This window comes from Steroidobacteraceae bacterium, assembly GCA_041395505.1.
Taxonomy (GTDB): domain Bacteria; phylum Pseudomonadota; class Gammaproteobacteria; order Steroidobacterales; family Steroidobacteraceae; genus JAWLAG01.
In genome coordinates this window covers 2442042-2459225 of the sequence record JAWLAG010000001.1, presented here as the reverse complement: position 1 = coordinate 2459225, position 17184 = coordinate 2442042, and the positions used below count along the sequence as shown (strand labels likewise).

Genomic DNA, 17184 nt, shown 5'->3' with positions numbered 1-17184 from the left:
AAAACGGCGCCGCAAGCGGCGCCGTTCAATGTTTATGAATCAGTCAGTTATCAGCGAAACTTCTGACTGAACTTGATGCCGACCTTGCGCGGCGTCACAGCCGTGATGTAAGGCTCGGGGCCGCAAACACTGGTTTCGCAGCCGACGAAGGTCGTCACCACGGCACGCTCGTCGAAGGCATTGTTGACGAACAGTTCGATGGCGTATCGGTCCTTCTCGATGCCGAAGGTGAAGTCGGCGATGCTGTAACTGTCATTCTGGCCAAGGACCGCGCGGTCACTGTCCCGCAGGTCGGACCAGCTACTCGACTGCGTCGACAATGCCCCCTGCACGTGGGCGTCGTAGGCCCCGAGCGGGAAGTTGTAGCGCGCGATCAGATTGCCTTTGAACTTGGGCGTGACCGGCAGCTGGGTGCCGTTCGGCGCCTGCACGTCGCCATTGGCCGCCGTGGAGCCGGGCGGATAGTTTTCCTTCAGCTTGGCGTCGTTGTACGCGGCGCCGAGGCTCAACAGCAGGCTTTCGTTGGGCCGCCAGTCGAGGCTCGCTTCGATGCCTTTCACTTCCGCCTTGCCGGCATTGCCGATGACGGTGAGGCCGCTGCCACCGGGCGGGATGAACGAAAACTGGATGTCGTTCCAATCCTCTTTGTAAATCGCACCGTTGAGGCGAATGCGGTTGTCCGCCCAGCTGGTCTTCCAGCCGAGCTCGTAGTTCTTGAGGAAGTCGGCACGATAAGACTCGAAATCGCCACGCCGGTTGACACCACCCGGACGGAAGCCTCGGGAGTAGGTGGCATAGACCATGCGGTCGGGGTCGAATTTGTAGGTCAGGTTGAACTTCGGTGTGTTGCCGCTTTCCTTGACGCCTTTTGGTGTGGCGCCTGTCGGATCGGACAGGGCATACAGATTGATGCAGGGTCCGCCGTTGACGCCGCTGCCGGCCACGACTGGCGTCACGCAGGCGGCCTCGCCGGTGCGGCTGCTGAACCCGGAGCTGTAGCCGAAGAAGCCGTGCAGCGTATTGTTCGCCTCGAAGAAGCGTACGCCGACCGTGCCGCTCAACTTGTCGGTCATGTCGAACGAGACTTCGGTGAACAATGCCTTGTCGCGATCGACGCGTTGCTGTTCGGTGAGCCAGATGGTATCGGGCCAGCCGGTGACCGTGATGGCATCGGCGATGCCGTCGACCATGTAGCGCTGCTCGATGTTGTGGACCTGGCGCTGCCAGAAGTAGCCGAAGACCGCGCGCACGCGATTTTCCTTCGGCGTGGACAAACGTACTTCGTGGCTGATCTTGTTGTAACGGTCATTCGAGCGGAAGTATTGCGACGGATTCGCAACCGGATCGCCGGCATTGTCATAGAAATAGCAGGAGAAGCACGCGCCGGTGCCGAAACTCGCGTAGTACTGGTCATACCAGTAGGTGTAGTCCGCGTAGTCGGTGAGGCCCGTCGCATCACGCTTGAGGTAGGCACCGGCATAGACGACATCGAAATTGCCGATTCTTCCTTCGACGGTCATCGCTCCCTGCCACCACTTGTCCTTGTAGAACTCGGCACGCGAGTGCTGGGTCGCGAAGTCGCCTTTGGTCAGGTCGTTGCTGAAACTGCCATCGTACTTCTGCTGTTGGGCCATGAGCGTGGGCGTCACGGTCCAGGACTCGTTGAGGTGAATCCCGAGTGCCGCGCGCGCGCCATAGGTGTCGACCTCGTTCAGGTCCTTGCCCGCGAAAGGCGTCGTGTCCTCGACCGCGCCGCTTTCGTAATTGCGGGTGCCGGCCAGGTTCGAGATATAGCCGCCGTCGCGTTTGGCCCAGCCGACGAGGCGCACCGCGGCCTTGTCGTTGATCGGCAGGTTGACAAAGCCCTCGGCAATGTAGCCGGCGCCATGGCCTGTGTATTGATTGAGTTCGACGCCGTATCCGCCGTCGACGTACTCGGTGCTCGGCTTGTTGGTGATGATGCGGATCGTGCCCGACTGGGAGCTGGCGCCGTACAGCGTGCCCTGCGGACCTGCGAGCGACTCGACGCGCGCGATGTCGTAGGGATGGATGTCGAGTGAGCCCTGGATGGTCGTAATGGGCTGCTCGTCGAGATAGATGCCGACGCTCGGCAGCGGTCCCGAGTGGTTGTTGTTCTCGCCGCTGGCCACGCCGCGCATGTAAACGGCCGACTGGCCCGGGCCAATGCTGGTGTAGGCGACGCTCGGCAGGAACTTGGCGTAGTCGGTGAAGCTCGTGATATTGAGCTGGTCGAGCTTTTCGGTGCCAATCGCCTGGATGCTGAGAGGGACCTGCTGCAGATTCTCGGAACGCTTCTGCGCCGTGACGACCACTTCCTCGAGGCCGCCACTCGTGGCCGCTTCATCCTGCGCCATCGCCGCCTGGCTTGCCGCCAGGAATCCCGAAGCAATGGGCATGCTGGCCAGTGCCACCTTGGCGCGTTGCAGTTTGCGTTTACGACTGCGCGTCATGAGTATCTCCCCGAATCGTTGTTGTCGCGATTCTACACCGGGAGCATGGGCTTTTAGAAAGGGGGGACACCGGGATAAGCATCGAGTACTGGTCCCAACGCTATTTTCAGCGGCTCCAACCAGTTGTCGTATTTGCGCCACTGTTCGACGCCAGCACGGAAAATCGGCTGCCTGACCTGCTCGGAGCTCGGCGTACGCACGGCGCGTTCGGTCTCGTAGAAGCGCAGGCAGGCATCCTCGAAGGGCAGGCCACAATAGTCGAGCAGGCGGCGAATCTCCTGTTCGGTGTCATCGACCATCCGCTCGTAGATGACGCGATGAACCCGTCCTGGCAGCACCGCATCGTAGTGACGCATCAGCTCGACATAGGCACGATAGAACTGGCCGATGTCCGCGAGGCTGTATGAATAGTTCTGGCCGCGCGCGAAGTGCTGCTTGAACCCGGAAAAGCAGCACCCGAGGGGATGACGGCGCGCGTCGATGATCCGGGCATTCGGCAGGATGAGGTGGATGAGTCCCACGTGCTGGAAGTTGTTCGGCATCTTGTCGATGAAATACCGGGCATCGGTCTTGCGCTGTACGCGGGTTTCCGCGACATAGCGCTCGCCGAGGGCACGGAGTTCGTCCGCGCCGAGTTCGGCCAGGATCTCGGGGTAGCGATTCTCATCCTGCCGCGACTGGCGGCCGCCGAGTTCGCGCGCCATGGCAATGATATTGGGCAGCTCCATCGTGCCTTCGACCTGCGAGTGACTCGCCAGGATCTGCTCTAGGAGCGTCGAGCCGGCCCGCGGCATGCCGACGATGAAAATGGGATCCGGCGCCTCGTGGCCCATGCCCGTGCGGGCGGCGAAGAATTCCCGCGTAAGTGTTTTTTCGATCCGCTTGAGTTGCGCACTCGTATCCTCGGCGCGGTACTTCAACATGCCACGGCGCAGGCGATTGCCCTCGGCGTAATGGCGGAAGGAGGCCTCGAATTCGTCCGCGTCTTCCATCGCCTTGCCGACGGCAAAATGAAAATGAAAGCGATGCTCGCCATCGAGATCACTGCGGGCGAGCTGCCGCGACATGGCCTCGAGCTCCTTGGCGGCAAAGCGAAAGGTCTTGAGATTGGCGAGACTCCAGTAGCTTTCGCCGAGCTCGGGCATCAGTTCGATGCTGCGCCGATAGGCGCGAATGCTCTCGTCGGTGCGTCCGGTCGTTTTGAGCGTGTGCCCGTAACTCATCCAGGCCTTCGCCTGTTGCGGATATTCCCGAAGAACGTCCTCGTAGGCAGTGATCGCCGCCTCGTACTCGCCGATGCGAGTCAATGCGGCAGCCTTGAGAAATCGCGCGCCGGGGTTCTGCGGTTCATCTGCGAGCACCCGCTCTATCTGCTGCAGTGCCTCGGTGCTGCGATTCTGGCGATTCAACAGGGTCGCATAGTTGTTGCGCGCCGCGGTAAATCCAGGCGCGAGTTCGAGGCATCGCTCGAGCAGCGCGATGGCGTCGCTGTCGCGACCGAGACGGGCCGCCACTTCCGCCAGCATGCGGATGGCGGCAATGTCAGTCGGATAATCGCGCAAGTGCTCGCGTAACTGGCTCTCGGCCACCGCAATCCGGCCGTCGCACAATGCGGTGGCGGGTGCGAGCAGACGCGGATCGCGTGCTGCGGTCTTGATGTGCCGCGCATAGGCCTCGTCGGCTGCATGCGTTTCGCCGATTGCGCGCAAATGATCGGCGAGCGCCAGCCAGGCGTCGGCCAGGTCGGGCTTCAATTCGAGCGTGCGGCGTATCTGCGCGACGGCTTCGTCGCCGCGGCCAACGCGACCGAGCGCGAGCGCGTACTCGTAGTGGGCAGCGGCTGCCAGTGGTTGTTCCTGTACCAGGGGTTCGAGCACGGCGATGGCGGCATCGAGCTCGCCATTGCGGCGCAGCGATCCGCCAAGCAGCAGCCGCGCGATCGGGTGTTCTGGCAACTGTTGCAGGATTTCGCGAGCCTGTGTCGCGGCGAGCGCGGGATCCTGCTCCATGAGGCGCGCCGTATGGGCCAGCGCAACCTCCACGGTGCCCACGGGTTCGGGTGTGCCGGTCATCGGATTTCCTGTCAAACTGGCGGCAGTGCAACAATTATAAGCGGGCCCCAGCATGGGCGCGGCAGCAACGCATCGTCAGTTCGACGTCATCGTCGTGGGCGCGGGCCACAATGGCCTGACCGCTGCTGCCTACCTGGCGCGCGCCGGCCGACGCGTGCTGGTGCTCGAGCGTCGCGCCGTTGTCGGCGGTTGCGCCGTCACAGAGGAAATCGATCCGCTCCGCGCGCCCGGCTGTCGCGTGTCGACGGCATCCTATATCGCCAGCATGCTGCGCCCGGAAGTCATCAGCGACCTGCGGCTTGGCAATTACGGTTTGCGCATGGAGCCCTGCGAGCCGGGCGTTCAAGTCGCATTCGAAGACGGCAGTGTGCTTGCGTGGTGGTCGGATCGGGGGCGCCTCGTGCGCGAACTCGAGGCTGTTTCACCGGGCGACGTGGCTGGTTTCATCGCCCTCGAGCAGGAGCTCAAGCACCTCGCGGGCTATCTCGAACCGCTCTTCCTGCAGGCGCCGCCCGATTTCGCGGCGAGCGGCGTTGCGCGCTGGCGTGACTGGCTGCAACTGTGGTGGCGACTGCGTGCACTGCGCGGCAGGGATCTTGCGCCGCTGACGCGCTTCATGACGACATCGCTCGCGCAGCTGCTCGAAAGCCAATTCGCACACCCCAAGCTGCAACGCCTCGTCCTCGCGAATTCGCTTTACGGCAAGCACGGCGGACCCTGGCAGCCCGGCACGGCGATGGGCTTGCTGTTTCATTTGTTATCCGGTGGCGAGCGGCGCCAGGCAGGGTTCCAGGGGCACGTCATGGGTGGCATGGGCAGCATCACGGCGGCGCTCGCCTCGGCCTGTCGTGACCTGGGCGTTGAAATTCGCTGCGACAGCGAGGTCGCATCGATCGACGTGCACGACCATGCGGTGCGTGGCGTAACGTTGCAATGTGGGCAATCGCTGGCCGCCGGCGTCGTCCTGTCCAACGCCGACCCCAAACGCACCTACCTCGGCTTGCTCGATGCGCGCTGGTTCGAACCGCAGTTCCTGAACTCCGTGCGTGCCATTCGCATGGCTGGACCCTGCGGCAAGGTCAATTACGTGTTGAGTGCCGAACCGCGTGTTACGGGCATGCCGGCGGACCGCACGCCCGCCGAGCGCTCGTTGTTCACACTGGTGCCGACTCTTGCCGACGCCGAAGCCGGCTACCACGCCTCGCAGCGCGGCAAGATCCACGATCGGCTGTGGATCGATTGCGTGCTCGCATCGAACGTGGATTCCTCATTGGTCACGGCCGATCGGCACGTCATGACCTGCTTCGTGCAGTTCCTGCCATGGCAACCGAGCGATGGCGATTGGCCATCGCGTCGCGATGCACTCGGCGACCAGGTGACACGCCAAATCGAAAATTACGCGCCGGGGTTTTCGAGCACGGTTGTCGCGCGCGACGTACTGACTCCGTTCGATCTCGAGCAGCGCTTCGGGATCACCGAAGGCAATATCTTCCACGGCGACATCGCGCTCGACCAGCTGTGGCACATGCGGCCGGTGCCGCAATACAGCCGCTATCGCGGGCCGCTGCGGGGCCTTTACCTTTGCAGCGCGGGCGGCCACCCGGGTGGTGGTGTGACGGGTGCGCCGGGCTACAATGCGGCACGACAACTGCTGCGCGATGGCGCGCTGGGGGCAGCGTGAGCACGCGCCCCGTCGCGGCGCCGGAGACCAAAAAGTGAATACAAATGTGATGGCTGCGCGCAGAGGTGCACTACCGGTGCGTATGCGCATACTCGGATTGCTGTTCGTGTTGAGTTTCGTCAACTACCTGTTGCGCAACAACATGTCAGTTGCACTGCCGAGCATTCGCGAGGAGTTCGGGTTTTCATCGGTCGAAATAGGCTGGATACTGGCAAGTTTCAATATTGCCTATGCGCTTTTCCAGGTGCCGGGCGGTATTTTCGGTGATGTCGCGGGACCGCGCCTTGCGCTCACGATTGCCGCAGCGAGCTGGGGATTGTTGTCGCTGCTTACGGGGTTCGCGCCAGGTCTCATGGCCGCTTCGGCAGCGGGCGCAATGTACGCCTTGATGATTGCGCGCTTCCTGATGGGCATCGCCAATGCGCCGATGTTTCCTGTTGCCGCTGGTACGTTTGCGAACTGGTTTCCGGTCGGCAACTGGGCATTCCCGAATTCCATGCTGAGCGCGGGCCTGACCCTCGGCCAGGCGGCCGTCGGGCCGGTCGTTACCTTTCTTATCGTGCGATATGGCTGGCGTGAGTCGTTCTACGTCCTGGCGCCAGTTGGATTCGCCGCCGCGGCGTGGTGGTGGTGGTATGGGCGCGACCGGCCCCGCGAACATCGCGCCACGACTGCCGAGGAAATCGCGTTGATCGAGGCGGGTCGAGACAACGTTGCCGCGACTGCGCCGTCGAACTGGCGCGATGTGCTGACCCGCCCGAATGTGCTATTGCTCGCCGGCAGTTATTTCTGCATGAACTATGTGTTCTATATCTTCAGCCAATGGCTTTTCACCTATCTGGTCGAGGAGAGGGGTTTCACGCTGCTCGAAAGCGGACTGCTGTATGCGTTGCCGTTCATCGTCGGTGCCGTGCTCGCCACGCTCGGTGGCTTGAGCTGCGACTGGCTTTGCCATCGACTTGGGCCGCGCTGGGGCTGCCGTCTGCCGGCGGTCGTCGGTCTGTTGCTGGTGGCTGTCCTCCTGCTTGCGGGTGCGGAGGCATCGAACGCCACACTGGCGGTCGCGCTGCTGTCGCTGTGTTTCGGATTTACGCAGTTCACCGAAGGTGCGTACTGGTCGGGGACGACCTTCACCGCCGGACCGCACACCGCAGCAGCCTGCGGTGTGCTCAACATGGGCGGGAATCTCGCCGGTTTCCTGGCGCCCGTCGTTGGCCTGATCGTGGATCGGCTCGGCTGGTTTGCGACCCTCGCGAGCGGTTCGGCCTTCGCAGTGCTGGCAGCCATACTCTGGCTATTGGTGCGGATCGGCCCGGACGTGCACCAGCACGCTGCGGAGGCGCCGTGATGACCCGGCGAGTGCTGTCGATTTTGATCGCGTTGGCATATTGCTCCGCGGCGTCAATGGCAGCGCCGTCGGCCGGCGCGCCGCGTGCCCGCGATCTCGGGGTGCCGTTCACGGGAACACCCGGCAAATGGAATGCGATCACGGATGTTGCCGGCGTCGAGGTCGGGCATGTGACGTTGATCGAGGGTGAAGGCGCGCTGGTGGCGGGCAAGGGTCCGGTGCGAACTGGTGTCACGGCCGTGTTGCCACGCGGCAAGAATGCGCCGGCCGATCCCGTCTTCGCTGCATGGTTCACGCAGAATGGCAATGGCGAGATGACCGGCACCACCTGGGTCGAGGAATCCGGTGAATTGTACGGCCCGGTGATGATCACCAACACGCATAGTGTGGGCGTCGTGCGCGACGCCGTCATCGCCTGGTCGCTCGCGCGTTACCAGATCGACCTGGAGGACTGGTGGGCGCTGCCGGTTGTGGGCGAGACCTGGGACGGCTGGCTCAACGACCTCAACGGCTTTCACGTCAAGCAGTCGCACGCCTTCGCTGCACTCGACGGCGCGGCGAGCGGTCCTGTGGCCGAAGGCAATGTCGGTGGCGGCACCGGCATGATCTGTTATGAGTTCAAAGGCGGCATCGGTACGGCGTCGCGCCGCGTTGCCGATGCGGCAGGAGAGTACACACTGGGCGTGCTGGTACAGGCAAACTTCGGCCGCCGGGGGCAACTGGTGGTGGCCGGCGTGCCGGTTGGAGAGGAGATCACCGAGGAGCCTGCCTACGCAAACCTGCGCGGCCATCAGGGCGGGAGCGACATGGGCTCGATCATCGTCGTCATCGCGACTGATGCGCCGCTGCTGCCGCATCAGCTCAAACGAATCGCCAAGCGCGCCAGCATGGGCATCGCCCGCACCGGTGGCACCGCCAGCAATTCTTCAGGCGACATATTCATAGCATTTTCGACCGCGCCCGCCGGGGAGCGCTCGCCCGAATCCCTGGCTTCGATTAAAATGCTGCCGAACGATCGCATCACACCGTTGTTCCAGGCAACAGCGGAAGCGACCGAGGAGGCCATCATCAATGCGCTGGTGGCGGCACGCACCATGACAGGCGTCGACAACCGGCGCGTGATTGCATTGCCGCAGGATCGCTTGATCGGCTTGCTTGAGAAATACAACCGCTATCGGGCGCCGCCATGAAACATCAGCTGCACGCTGCCGTACCCAGGGATCGAGGTGGCTTCGGGTCACCGGCCGTGCCAGTCACGCATGCCGAACTCGCGAAGACCCGCCAATCCTTCGCGTCGGCCGAAACACTGCCAGGCGCGGTCTATACCTCGCCTGGGGTTTTCGAGCTGGAACGGCGCGGTCTGTTCGCGCGCCAATGGGTGTGCATAGGACGGGCGCGCGATGTCGCCACGGCTGGCGATTTCCTCGCCGTGGAGGTCGCCGGCAATCCGTTGCTGCTGCTGCGCGATGGCGGCGGCCGCCTTGGCGCCTTCTATAATGTCTGCCGGCATCGCGGCTCGCGGCTGGTCGATTCCTGCCAAGGTCATGCATCGGGGAGGTTGGTCTGTCCCTATCATGCCTGGAGCTACAACCTGGATGGCTCCCTGCACTCCGCGCCGCAGATGCCGCCTGGCTTCGACAGGGCAGCGAGTGGTCTTGTTCCGGTTCGTTGTGCCGAGTGGCAGGGATTCGTGTTCGTCAATCTGGATGAATCGGCGCCGGCATTGGCTGAGGCACTTGCCGAGATGCCCGACCTTGCGCGCTTTCGCATGGCCGATCTCGTGTGCGGCAAGCGGATCGAGTACGACGTCGCGGCCAACTGGAAATTGCTGACGGAGAACTACAGCGAGTGCTATCACTGTGCCGGTGCGCATCCGCAGCTGCATCGCCTGACCGAATCCATCGGCCGAAATGAACGCGAGATGGAAGTCGGCAATTGCTTCAATGGCGGGCCGATGCGTCTTCGTGCGGGCGTCGAGACCATGTCAAACAGCGGCCGGCGCAGCCTGCCGACAATCCCCGGGTTGTCGCACGACGATTGCCGCTATGTGCACTACTACGTCGTCTATCCGAACATGCTGTTGAGTCCGCATCCCGACTACGTGCTGGTGCACACGGTCTGGCCGCTTGCCGCCGATCGCACGCGCATTGTCTGCGAATGGCTTGTCACGGCCGAGGCGGCCGCCGCGAGCGATTTCGATCCGTCGGACATCGTCGATTTCTGGGATATCACCAATCGCCAGGACTGGCAGCTCTGTGAGCGCACGCAGGCGGGCGTTGCATCGCGCGGCTACCGTCAGGGTCCCTATCAATCCTCGGAAGACTGCGTGCATACCTTCGATCGCTGGTACGCCGATCAACTGGACGCGCTGATCTAGCGCACGAACCATGAGTGCTGCCGATTACGACGCCATTGTCATTGGTGCGGGCCACAATGGCCTGACCAACGCCGCCTATCTGGCGAAGTCGGGACTGAAAGTTCTGGTGCTCGAGAAGAACCCGCACATCGGCGGCGCCGCGGTAAGTCGCGAGCTGCACGAGAACTGGATCTATTCGAACTGCTCCTATGTGTGCAGCCTGTTGCGGCCGGAGATCTACCGTGACCTCGAGCTGGCGCGGCACGGCTTGACGGTCGCTCCCTACGGTGGTGGCGCAACATTCTCGCGTGATGGCGATGTGATCGGTGGCTACGTCGACAAGGATGTGCGCCGCCGCGAATTCGCGCGCCACAATGCGCGCGACGCCGACGCCTACCTGCGCTATGCACGCGACACCATGCGCCAGACGCGCTTTATTCGCTCGTTGCTGTTGCGCACGCCGCCCGACCCCACATCCTGGCGGTGGCGCGATCTGCGCGAAATGCTCTACCTGGGGCGCGAGTTCGCGCGGCTGGGCGAGGAGGGCATCTATGACACGATGCGCTTCTATACCTTGTCGATCGCCGATTATCTCAACGAGTACTTCGAGTCGGACCTCATCAAGGCGCATCTCGCCGGCAGCGGCATCATCGGCACGGCGCTCGGCGTGCAATCGCCCGGCACGGCCTATGTGCTGCTGCACCACTACATGGGCGACGTCGACGGGCAAATGGGGGCCTGGGGTTTTGCGCGTGGCGGCATGGGCGCGGTATCACAGGCACTGGCCGGGGCGCTCAAGGCGCACGGGGGCGAGATCCGCACTTCGGCCCCTGTCGCGCAGATCATCACCCGCGGTCGCCGCGCACGCGGTGTCGCCCTCGAGAGCGGCGAGGAGATTCGATCGCGCATCGTGGTGTCGAACCTCGACGCGAGGCGCACCTTCCTGAAGCTCCTCGAGGAACGTGATCTCGATGCGGACCTGCTGCGCCTGGCGAAGAATTTCAAGATCCGCGGATCCTCGGGCAAGCTCAATATCGCACTCGATGGGCTGCCCGATTTTCCGGCGCTGGGGGAGAACAACCCGCTGCACGCGGGCGACCTCCATTTCCTCGACACACTGGAGCGCTACGAACGCGCTTACGATGACTGGAAAGCCGGCACCTGGTCGAAGGATCCCTACCTCGACCTGCTGATCCCGTCACTGACCGACCCGACCATGGCGCCGCCCGGCAAGCATTACATGTCTGTCTTCGTGCAATATGTTCCGCCGACCATCAATGGCCGCGACTGGACCGATGCCGATCGCGACGCTTTTCGCGATACGGTGTTCGAGCAGATCGGTCGCTACAGTCCCAACTTCCGCCAGCTGGTCCTGCATGCCGAAGTGCGCACGCCGCGCGAACTGGAAAGCGAGGTCGGACTCACCGAGGGCAATATTTTCCAGGGCGAGTTGACGTTCGATCAACTGCTGTTCAACCGGCCTTTCCCCGGCTATGCGCAATATCGTGGTCCGGTGAAGGGCATGTACATGTGCGGTTCGGCCACCCATCCGGGCGGCGGCGTCATGGCGGCGCCCGGTGCCAATGCGGCGCGCGAGATCCTGCGCGATCTGCGCCGACCGAGGTTGGTGCCGGAAGGGTGGAGCGATGACTGACAGGCGCCGCATCATCGTCATCGGAGGCGGCCACAACGGCCTGGTTGCCGCGACGGATCTTGCGCGCGCAGGATGCGACGTACAGCTCCTCGAAGCCGGCGCCCAGGTGGGCGGTATGGCCGCGACGCGCGAATTCGCGCCCGGCTTCAATGTTTCCTGCTGCGCGCATTTGATCAGCTTGTTCGACACGACGATTGCGCGCGAATTCGACCTCGAGCGACATGGCCTTCGATATGCGCGGCGGAACCTGCGCTCGGTCGGGCTTGGCGTTGACAAAGAACCCCTCGTGCTGGCGGGTGACCAGGTCGTGGGTGGCGAGGTTGACGACGACGATCGTCGCGAGTTGCGCGGATATCTCGCGCGCATGGGCCGCTTCGCGGCGCTGCTCGCCCGCCAGCATGGACGCACACCGCCTCGGCTCGCCTTCGGATCGCTCGGCGAAGCCGCACCGGCGGCGAAGCTTGGGCTTGACCTGCGACGTCTGGGGCGGCGCGAGATGCGCGAATTCCTGCGCATCGTCACCATGAATATCCATGACTTGCTGAATGAGCGATTCCGCAGCGAGGCCTTGAAAGGCATGCTCGCCTTCGAGGGTGTCATCGGCGCTCGGTTGGGCCCGCGTTCGGGCAACAGCGTGTTCAACGCGCTGCATCGCCTCGGTACGGGCGACGGCGGCGCCGTCAGCTACGACTTGCCGCAAGGCGGGCTCGGTGCATTGTCGCTCGCGTTGGCGGCGGCAGCGAGTGCGGCCGGTGTCAGGATTCAGTGCGATGCCGTTGTCAGCGAAATTACGATGCACGATGGTCGAGCGGCGGGCGTGCGGCTTGCGAGCGGCGAGGAGGTGCGCGCCGATGCCGTGCTCTCGACAGCCGATGCGCGCACGACCTTGCTCGAATTGCTCGGACCGCGGCACCTGGAAATCGAATTCACGCGGCGGGTACAGCACACACGTGGCCAGGGTATGGCCGCGAAGCTGCATCTCGCGCTGGCCGATCTGCCGCGCTTCACTGGCCTGCCCGAGGCCGAGGTGGGCGAGCGCTTGCTGATCGCGCCGGACATGGACTATATCGAGCGCGCCTTCAATCCGGCCAAGTATGGCGAGTTCTCCGCCGAGCCCGTGATGGAGATCAACATTCCGACCGTGCACGATCGCACCCTCGCCCCGGAGGGGCGTCATGTATTGTCCGCCATCGTCCAGTACGCACCCCACGACCTCGCTGGCGGCTGGAACGAGCGGCGGGATGCATTCCGCGAGCGGCTGATCGACGTTCTGGAGCGCTATGCGCCGGGGTTGCGCGGTCTCGTTGTCGCATCGGAAGTGGTGAGCGCCGCCGATCTCGCGACACGCCATCGCAATAGCGGTGGCCACTGGCATCACCTGGAGCTCTCGCTCGATCAGTGGCTGATGCTGCGTCCGGTATACGGTGCCGCGCAGTATGCGACGCCGGTTGCCGGCCTTTACCTTGGCGGCGCCGGAACGCATCCCGGCGGCGGACTGATGGGACACGCGGGTCGCAATGCCGCACGGGCGCTGATCGAGGATGCGGCATGAACATTACCCGCGAGCATCATCGCCGGGCCGTTTATCCGAGCCCGTTTCACAGCCGCACGCAGGCAGCCAATGTGCTCAACCTGTGGCATCGCTGGTCCGATTGCACCGTCGCCGACGCCTATTTCGATGTGGCGCTCGAATACACGGCGCTGCGCGCGCGCTGCACCGTGTTCGACCTGTCGCCGATGACCAAGCACTTGATCAGAGGACCCGATGCGCTCGCCTACATGAACCGGCTCGTGACTCGCGATGTCGCCAAGCTCAAGCCCGGCCGCGTTGGCTATGCCGTGTGGTGTGACGATGCGGGGCAGGTGATCGACGACGGCACTATCTTCCACTTGACCGACAATGTATTCAGGCTCTGTTCGCAGGAGCGACAGCTGGATTGGCTGAGTGCCGCGGCGCAGGGATTCGATGTGCGCATCAGCGAGGATACACACGACGTCGCGGCGCTCGCACTGCAGGGACCGACGAGTTGCGCGGTGCTGAAAGCGCTCGGGCTGCCCAATATCGAACAACTGAAACCCTTCGCCATGGCGGAATACGATTTTCTCGGCGCGACGCTGATGGTCTCGCGCACCGGTTTCACGGGCGACCTCGGCTACGAATTGTGGATCGCACCGAGCCACGCGGAAAGACTCTGGGATCAGCTTTTTGGTGCAGGCCGCGAGCATGGCATCGCGCCGATGGGCACGTTGGCGCTCGACCTGAGTCGCATCGAGGCGGGGTTCATCCAGGCGGGCGTCGATTTCCTGCCGGCTGACCGTGCCGTGCGGCCCGGGCGCACGCGCTCGCCATTTGAGCTCGACCTTGCCTGGCTCGTCGACATGAACAAGGCGAATTTCAATGGCCGCCGCGCGCTCGCGCGCGAACTCGAGCGCGGCTCGCGCTATCGGTTGGTCAGACTCGACGTCGAAGGCAACAAACCCGCGAAGGATGCCTACATCTACAACCGCCGCCAGCAGGTCGTCGGCGCGGTGACTTCGTCCATGTGGTCACCAGCCGCAAAAGCGAGTATTGCGCTGGCCTCGCTCGAGATGCCCTGGGGTGCGGCCGGCGATGAGCTGTGGGCCGATATCTACTATCGCAAGGAATTGCAGTGGCATCGCACCATGGCTCGATGCCGCGTGGTCGATGGCCCGTTTTTCGCGCCGGCACGCCGCCGCCAGACGCCGGCGCCCGACTATTGAGGTTATTCTAGGCGCGTGAAGCTGAGCGCCTGCGTGATCACCTACAATGAGGCAGACCGGATCGACCGCTGTCTGTCGGCACTCACGTTTTGCGATGAGATCCTCGTGGTCGATTCGCTGTCGACCGACGCCACCGTGGCGCTCGCCACGGCCCGCGGCGCGCGGGTTCTGAGCCGGCCTTTCACCGGCTATCGCAGCCAGAAGCAATTCGCAGTCGAGCAGGCAAGGCACGAGTGGATCCTGTGCGTCGATGCCGATGAGGTGGTGACTGACCCATTGCGCGAGGAGATTCTGGCATTGCGTGCGGAGGGCTTCCAGCAACATGCCGGATGGTCGATCCCGCGCATGACCGAATACGCCGGCCGCTTCCTTCGTCATGGCAACGCCTGGCCGGATCGCATCGTGCGCCTGTTCGATCGTCGTCGTGGCCAGTACGCTGGACGCGAAGTCCATGAACATGTGCGCGTGGAGGGGACGGTGGGGCGCATCGCCGCGCCACTCGAGCACTATTCCTATCGGGACCTGGACGATCACCTCACGCGCATGAGCCGCTACGCGACACTCATGGCCGAGTCCCTGCACGAATCGGGGCGCAGTGTGACCGCGCCCGGTGTCTGGCTGCGGCCGTGGTGGCGATTCCTGCGCGGCATGCTGATAAAGGCCGGAGTGCTGGATGGCTGGCGCGGTTTCGCCTTTCATCTCGTCGAGGCTCGCTACGTGCGCGAGAAATACCTGCGGGTCTGGTTGGCGCAGCGCGAGGCCGGCCGGAGCTTCCTGCGGCCCGGCGTGAAAAGCGAGACCATGCAGCGCAGGCAATGAGCGGCCGATCTACGACGGTCATATTCGATGGCGTTTGCCCGCGCGCCTATTCAGGCGTGTCGTTGCAGCAAGGTGGCATCGGTGGGACCGAGGCCATGGTCATCGGTCTCGCCGAATCGCTCGATCTCGAGGTGATGCAGCACAATCGCACTGCGGCCGACGGTCGCTACCTGCCCGTGGCGGGGCGCGCGGGCGTCGGCAATGTCATCGTGCTGCGCGACCCGGACGGAGTTGCCACGGCGCGGCGGTTGTTTCCAGCGGCGCGTATCCTGCTGTGGTGTCATGATCGCATCGAACCCGGTTCGACGCGCGCCCGGCAATTACTGAAAGCGTTGCCTGCCATCGGCAGTGCGCTGGCCGGCATCGTCTGTGTGTCCGAGTCCCAGCGCAAGGCGGTCGAGGCAACCCTTCGCAATGCGTCGGTACAACCCGCGCCACCTACCACCACCATATACAACGCTATCGCGGACGATCTGCTGCCCGACGCGACTCCGGTCGATCCGGACAAGCTGTTGTTCGCTTCTTCGCCCAACAAGGGCCTCGACTATGCGCTCGCGGCTTTCGCCTCGCTGCGCCGTCACCGGCCTCAATTGCGTCTTCACGTCACGAATCCCGGCTACAAACGCAACCTGCCGACCAGGCTCCCCGGCGTGACATGGCTCGGTGCGCTGCCGCGCGACCGGGGAATAACCGAAATGCGCTCCGCCCTGGCCGTCTTCAGTCCGAACTTCGTCTTGCCAGAGACCTTCGGGCTGGTTTTCGCAGAGGCCAATGCCGTCGGCACGCCGGTTCTGGCGCACGATGTCGGTGCGGCACGGGAGGTCCTGGATCCCCGCCAGCCGGTTTTGCCGGTGAAGAAATCGCAGCGAATTCTCGCTCGCGCAGGTGCGCCACTTGGGTCCAGGTTGCGTTGCGCCCTTGCGGGCTCGGGCATGTTGACGCCGCTGTTCGCTGATTACCGCGAATTGATCGACCGGTGGCGTGCGGGCGGGCGACCCGTGGTTGCGGGCTCGGCCCGCTTCAGGCGCAGTGCGGTCGATGCGGCGTGGCGTTCGCTGCTTGCTGCAGACGATTGAGAATGCGCTCGAGCGCGCGGCGGTCGCCGTCATCGAGGCCGGCGAGCAAGGCGCGCTCGTAGCCGAGCGCGAGCGGCGCGACCTCGTTGTAGACCGCCTGGCCCCGTGCCGACAGGCGCAGTATGGAGCGCCGCCGGTCGTTTGCATCTGTCCGTCGCAGTAACCGCCCGCTTTGCAGGAGGGAGGCGACGCTGCGACTGACAGCGACTTTGTCCATGGCCGTGCGCTCGGCGACTTCCGCGGCCGCGAGATCAGGGGTCGCGCCGAGTACGGCCATCACGCGCCACTCTGGAATCGACAGATCGAAGCGGGCCGAATAAGCAGCCGCGATTGCGTTGCTGATGGTGTTCGAGACGACCGAGAGTCGATAGGGCAGGAAGGTCTCGAGCCGCAGGAGAGGCTCCTCGTCAGTCCTTTTCGCGAGTGCCGGCACTGTTGAATTCCCCTTCGTGAAGGAAAGCAGCATGTCGCGGCGCCTTCTTGGTGCGGCTCCACTCGTCGAGCATCGCCGGCGCGACTTCCTTCGCTTTGCGCAACATTTCGGCCGTGCCGGTGTTGACCGCAACCTCGAGGCGATGACCATCGGGATCGAAAAAATATATCGACCTGAACAGTCCATGGTCCGTTGGTCCAACGATCTCGAGGCCGTGTTTTTCGGCGCGCTCCTTGATGGCCTGTTGCTCGGCCAGCGTGTCGACCTCGAATGCGATGTGCTGCACCCAGGGCGGCGTGTTCTCGTCGCGGCCCATCGGCGGTTGCTGCGGCAACTCGAAGAACGCGAGCACGTTGCCCATGCCGGCATCGAGAAACACGTGCATGTAAGGATCGTAAGCCTTGGTCGAAGGGACGTAGTCCTCGGAGAAAGCCATGGTGAAATCCATGCCGAGCAAGTCGCGATAGAACTCGACCGTGCGCTTGGCATCGCTGCAACGATAGGCCACGTGATGGATGCGTTTGAGTGCCAT

At 63.8% G+C, this 17184-nt stretch carries 13 protein-coding genes; 9 read left to right on the top strand and 4 right to left on the bottom strand.

The window, feature by feature from the left end; all coding sequences use genetic code 11:
- Nucleotides 1-50 precede the first annotated feature (50 nt).
- Entirely contained in the window at nucleotides 51-2471 is a 2421-nt protein-coding gene (locus R3E77_11510) for a TonB-dependent receptor (GenBank protein ID MEZ5500038.1), read from the bottom strand.
- Nucleotides 2472-2524: 53 nt separating this feature from the next.
- Nucleotides 2525-4543 (bottom strand): sulfotransferase, encoded by a 2019-nt coding sequence (locus R3E77_11505; GenBank protein ID MEZ5500037.1) that lies wholly within the window; start codon nucleotides 4541-4543, stop codon nucleotides 2525-2527.
- A gap of 52 nt (nucleotides 4544-4595) precedes the next feature.
- Between R3E77_11505 and R3E77_11500 the strand changes: the two genes are divergently transcribed.
- From R3E77_11500 to R3E77_11460, 9 genes are read left to right on the top strand one after another with little or no spacing between them, the layout of a single operon-like run.
- Nucleotides 4596-6224: an NAD(P)/FAD-dependent oxidoreductase gene (locus R3E77_11500; protein MEZ5500036.1), complete on the top strand. Its 1629-nt coding sequence runs from the start codon at nucleotides 4596-4598 to the stop codon at nucleotides 6222-6224.
- Between the two features lie 49 nt (nucleotides 6225-6273).
- Nucleotides 6274-7572 (top strand): MFS transporter, encoded by a 1299-nt coding sequence (locus tag R3E77_11495; GenBank protein ID MEZ5500035.1) that lies wholly within the window; start codon nucleotides 6274-6276, stop codon nucleotides 7570-7572.
- Between the two features lie 56 nt (nucleotides 7573-7628).
- Nucleotides 7629-8762, top strand: coding sequence for a P1 family peptidase (locus R3E77_11490; protein MEZ5500034.1), 1134 nt, complete (start codon nucleotides 7629-7631; stop codon nucleotides 8760-8762).
- Entirely contained in the window at nucleotides 8759-9949 is a 1191-nt protein-coding gene (locus R3E77_11485) for an aromatic ring-hydroxylating dioxygenase subunit alpha (GenBank protein MEZ5500033.1), read from the top strand. Before R3E77_11490 ends, R3E77_11485 begins: the two co-directional genes overlap by 4 nt.
- 10 nt (nucleotides 9950-9959) lie before the next feature.
- Complete coding sequence (locus R3E77_11480; protein MEZ5500032.1) at nucleotides 9960-11582, top strand: NAD(P)/FAD-dependent oxidoreductase; 1623 nt, start codon at nucleotides 9960-9962, stop codon at nucleotides 11580-11582.
- Nucleotides 11575-13134 (top strand): NAD(P)/FAD-dependent oxidoreductase, encoded by a 1560-nt coding sequence (locus R3E77_11475; protein ID MEZ5500031.1) that lies wholly within the window; start codon nucleotides 11575-11577, stop codon nucleotides 13132-13134. Before R3E77_11480 ends, R3E77_11475 begins: the two co-directional genes overlap by 8 nt.
- The gene (locus R3E77_11470) at nucleotides 13131-14324 is read left to right on the top strand and encodes an aminomethyltransferase family protein (GenBank protein MEZ5500030.1); all 1194 of its coding nucleotides are present in this window, start codon (nucleotides 13131-13133) and stop codon (nucleotides 14322-14324) included. Before R3E77_11475 ends, R3E77_11470 begins: the two co-directional genes overlap by 4 nt.
- A gap of 15 nt (nucleotides 14325-14339) precedes the next feature.
- On the top strand, nucleotides 14340-15143 hold the full coding sequence (locus R3E77_11465; protein ID MEZ5500029.1) for a glycosyltransferase family 2 protein: 804 nt from the start codon (nucleotides 14340-14342) through the stop codon (nucleotides 15141-15143).
- Entirely contained in the window at nucleotides 15140-16219 is a 1080-nt protein-coding gene (locus R3E77_11460; GenBank protein ID MEZ5500028.1) for a glycosyltransferase family 4 protein, read from the top strand. The genes R3E77_11465 and R3E77_11460 overlap by 4 nt, the downstream gene beginning before the upstream one ends.
- Here R3E77_11460 and R3E77_11455 read toward each other — a convergent pair.
- A complete protein-coding gene (locus R3E77_11455; GenBank protein MEZ5500027.1) occupies nucleotides 16164-16652 on the bottom strand; it encodes a MarR family winged helix-turn-helix transcriptional regulator in 489 nt (162 codons plus the stop codon). The genes R3E77_11460 and R3E77_11455 overlap by 56 nt on opposite strands.
- Nucleotides 16627-17184, bottom strand: coding sequence for a VOC family protein (locus R3E77_11450; protein ID MEZ5500026.1), 558 nt, complete (start codon nucleotides 17182-17184; stop codon nucleotides 16627-16629). The genes R3E77_11455 and R3E77_11450 overlap by 26 nt, the downstream gene beginning before the upstream one ends.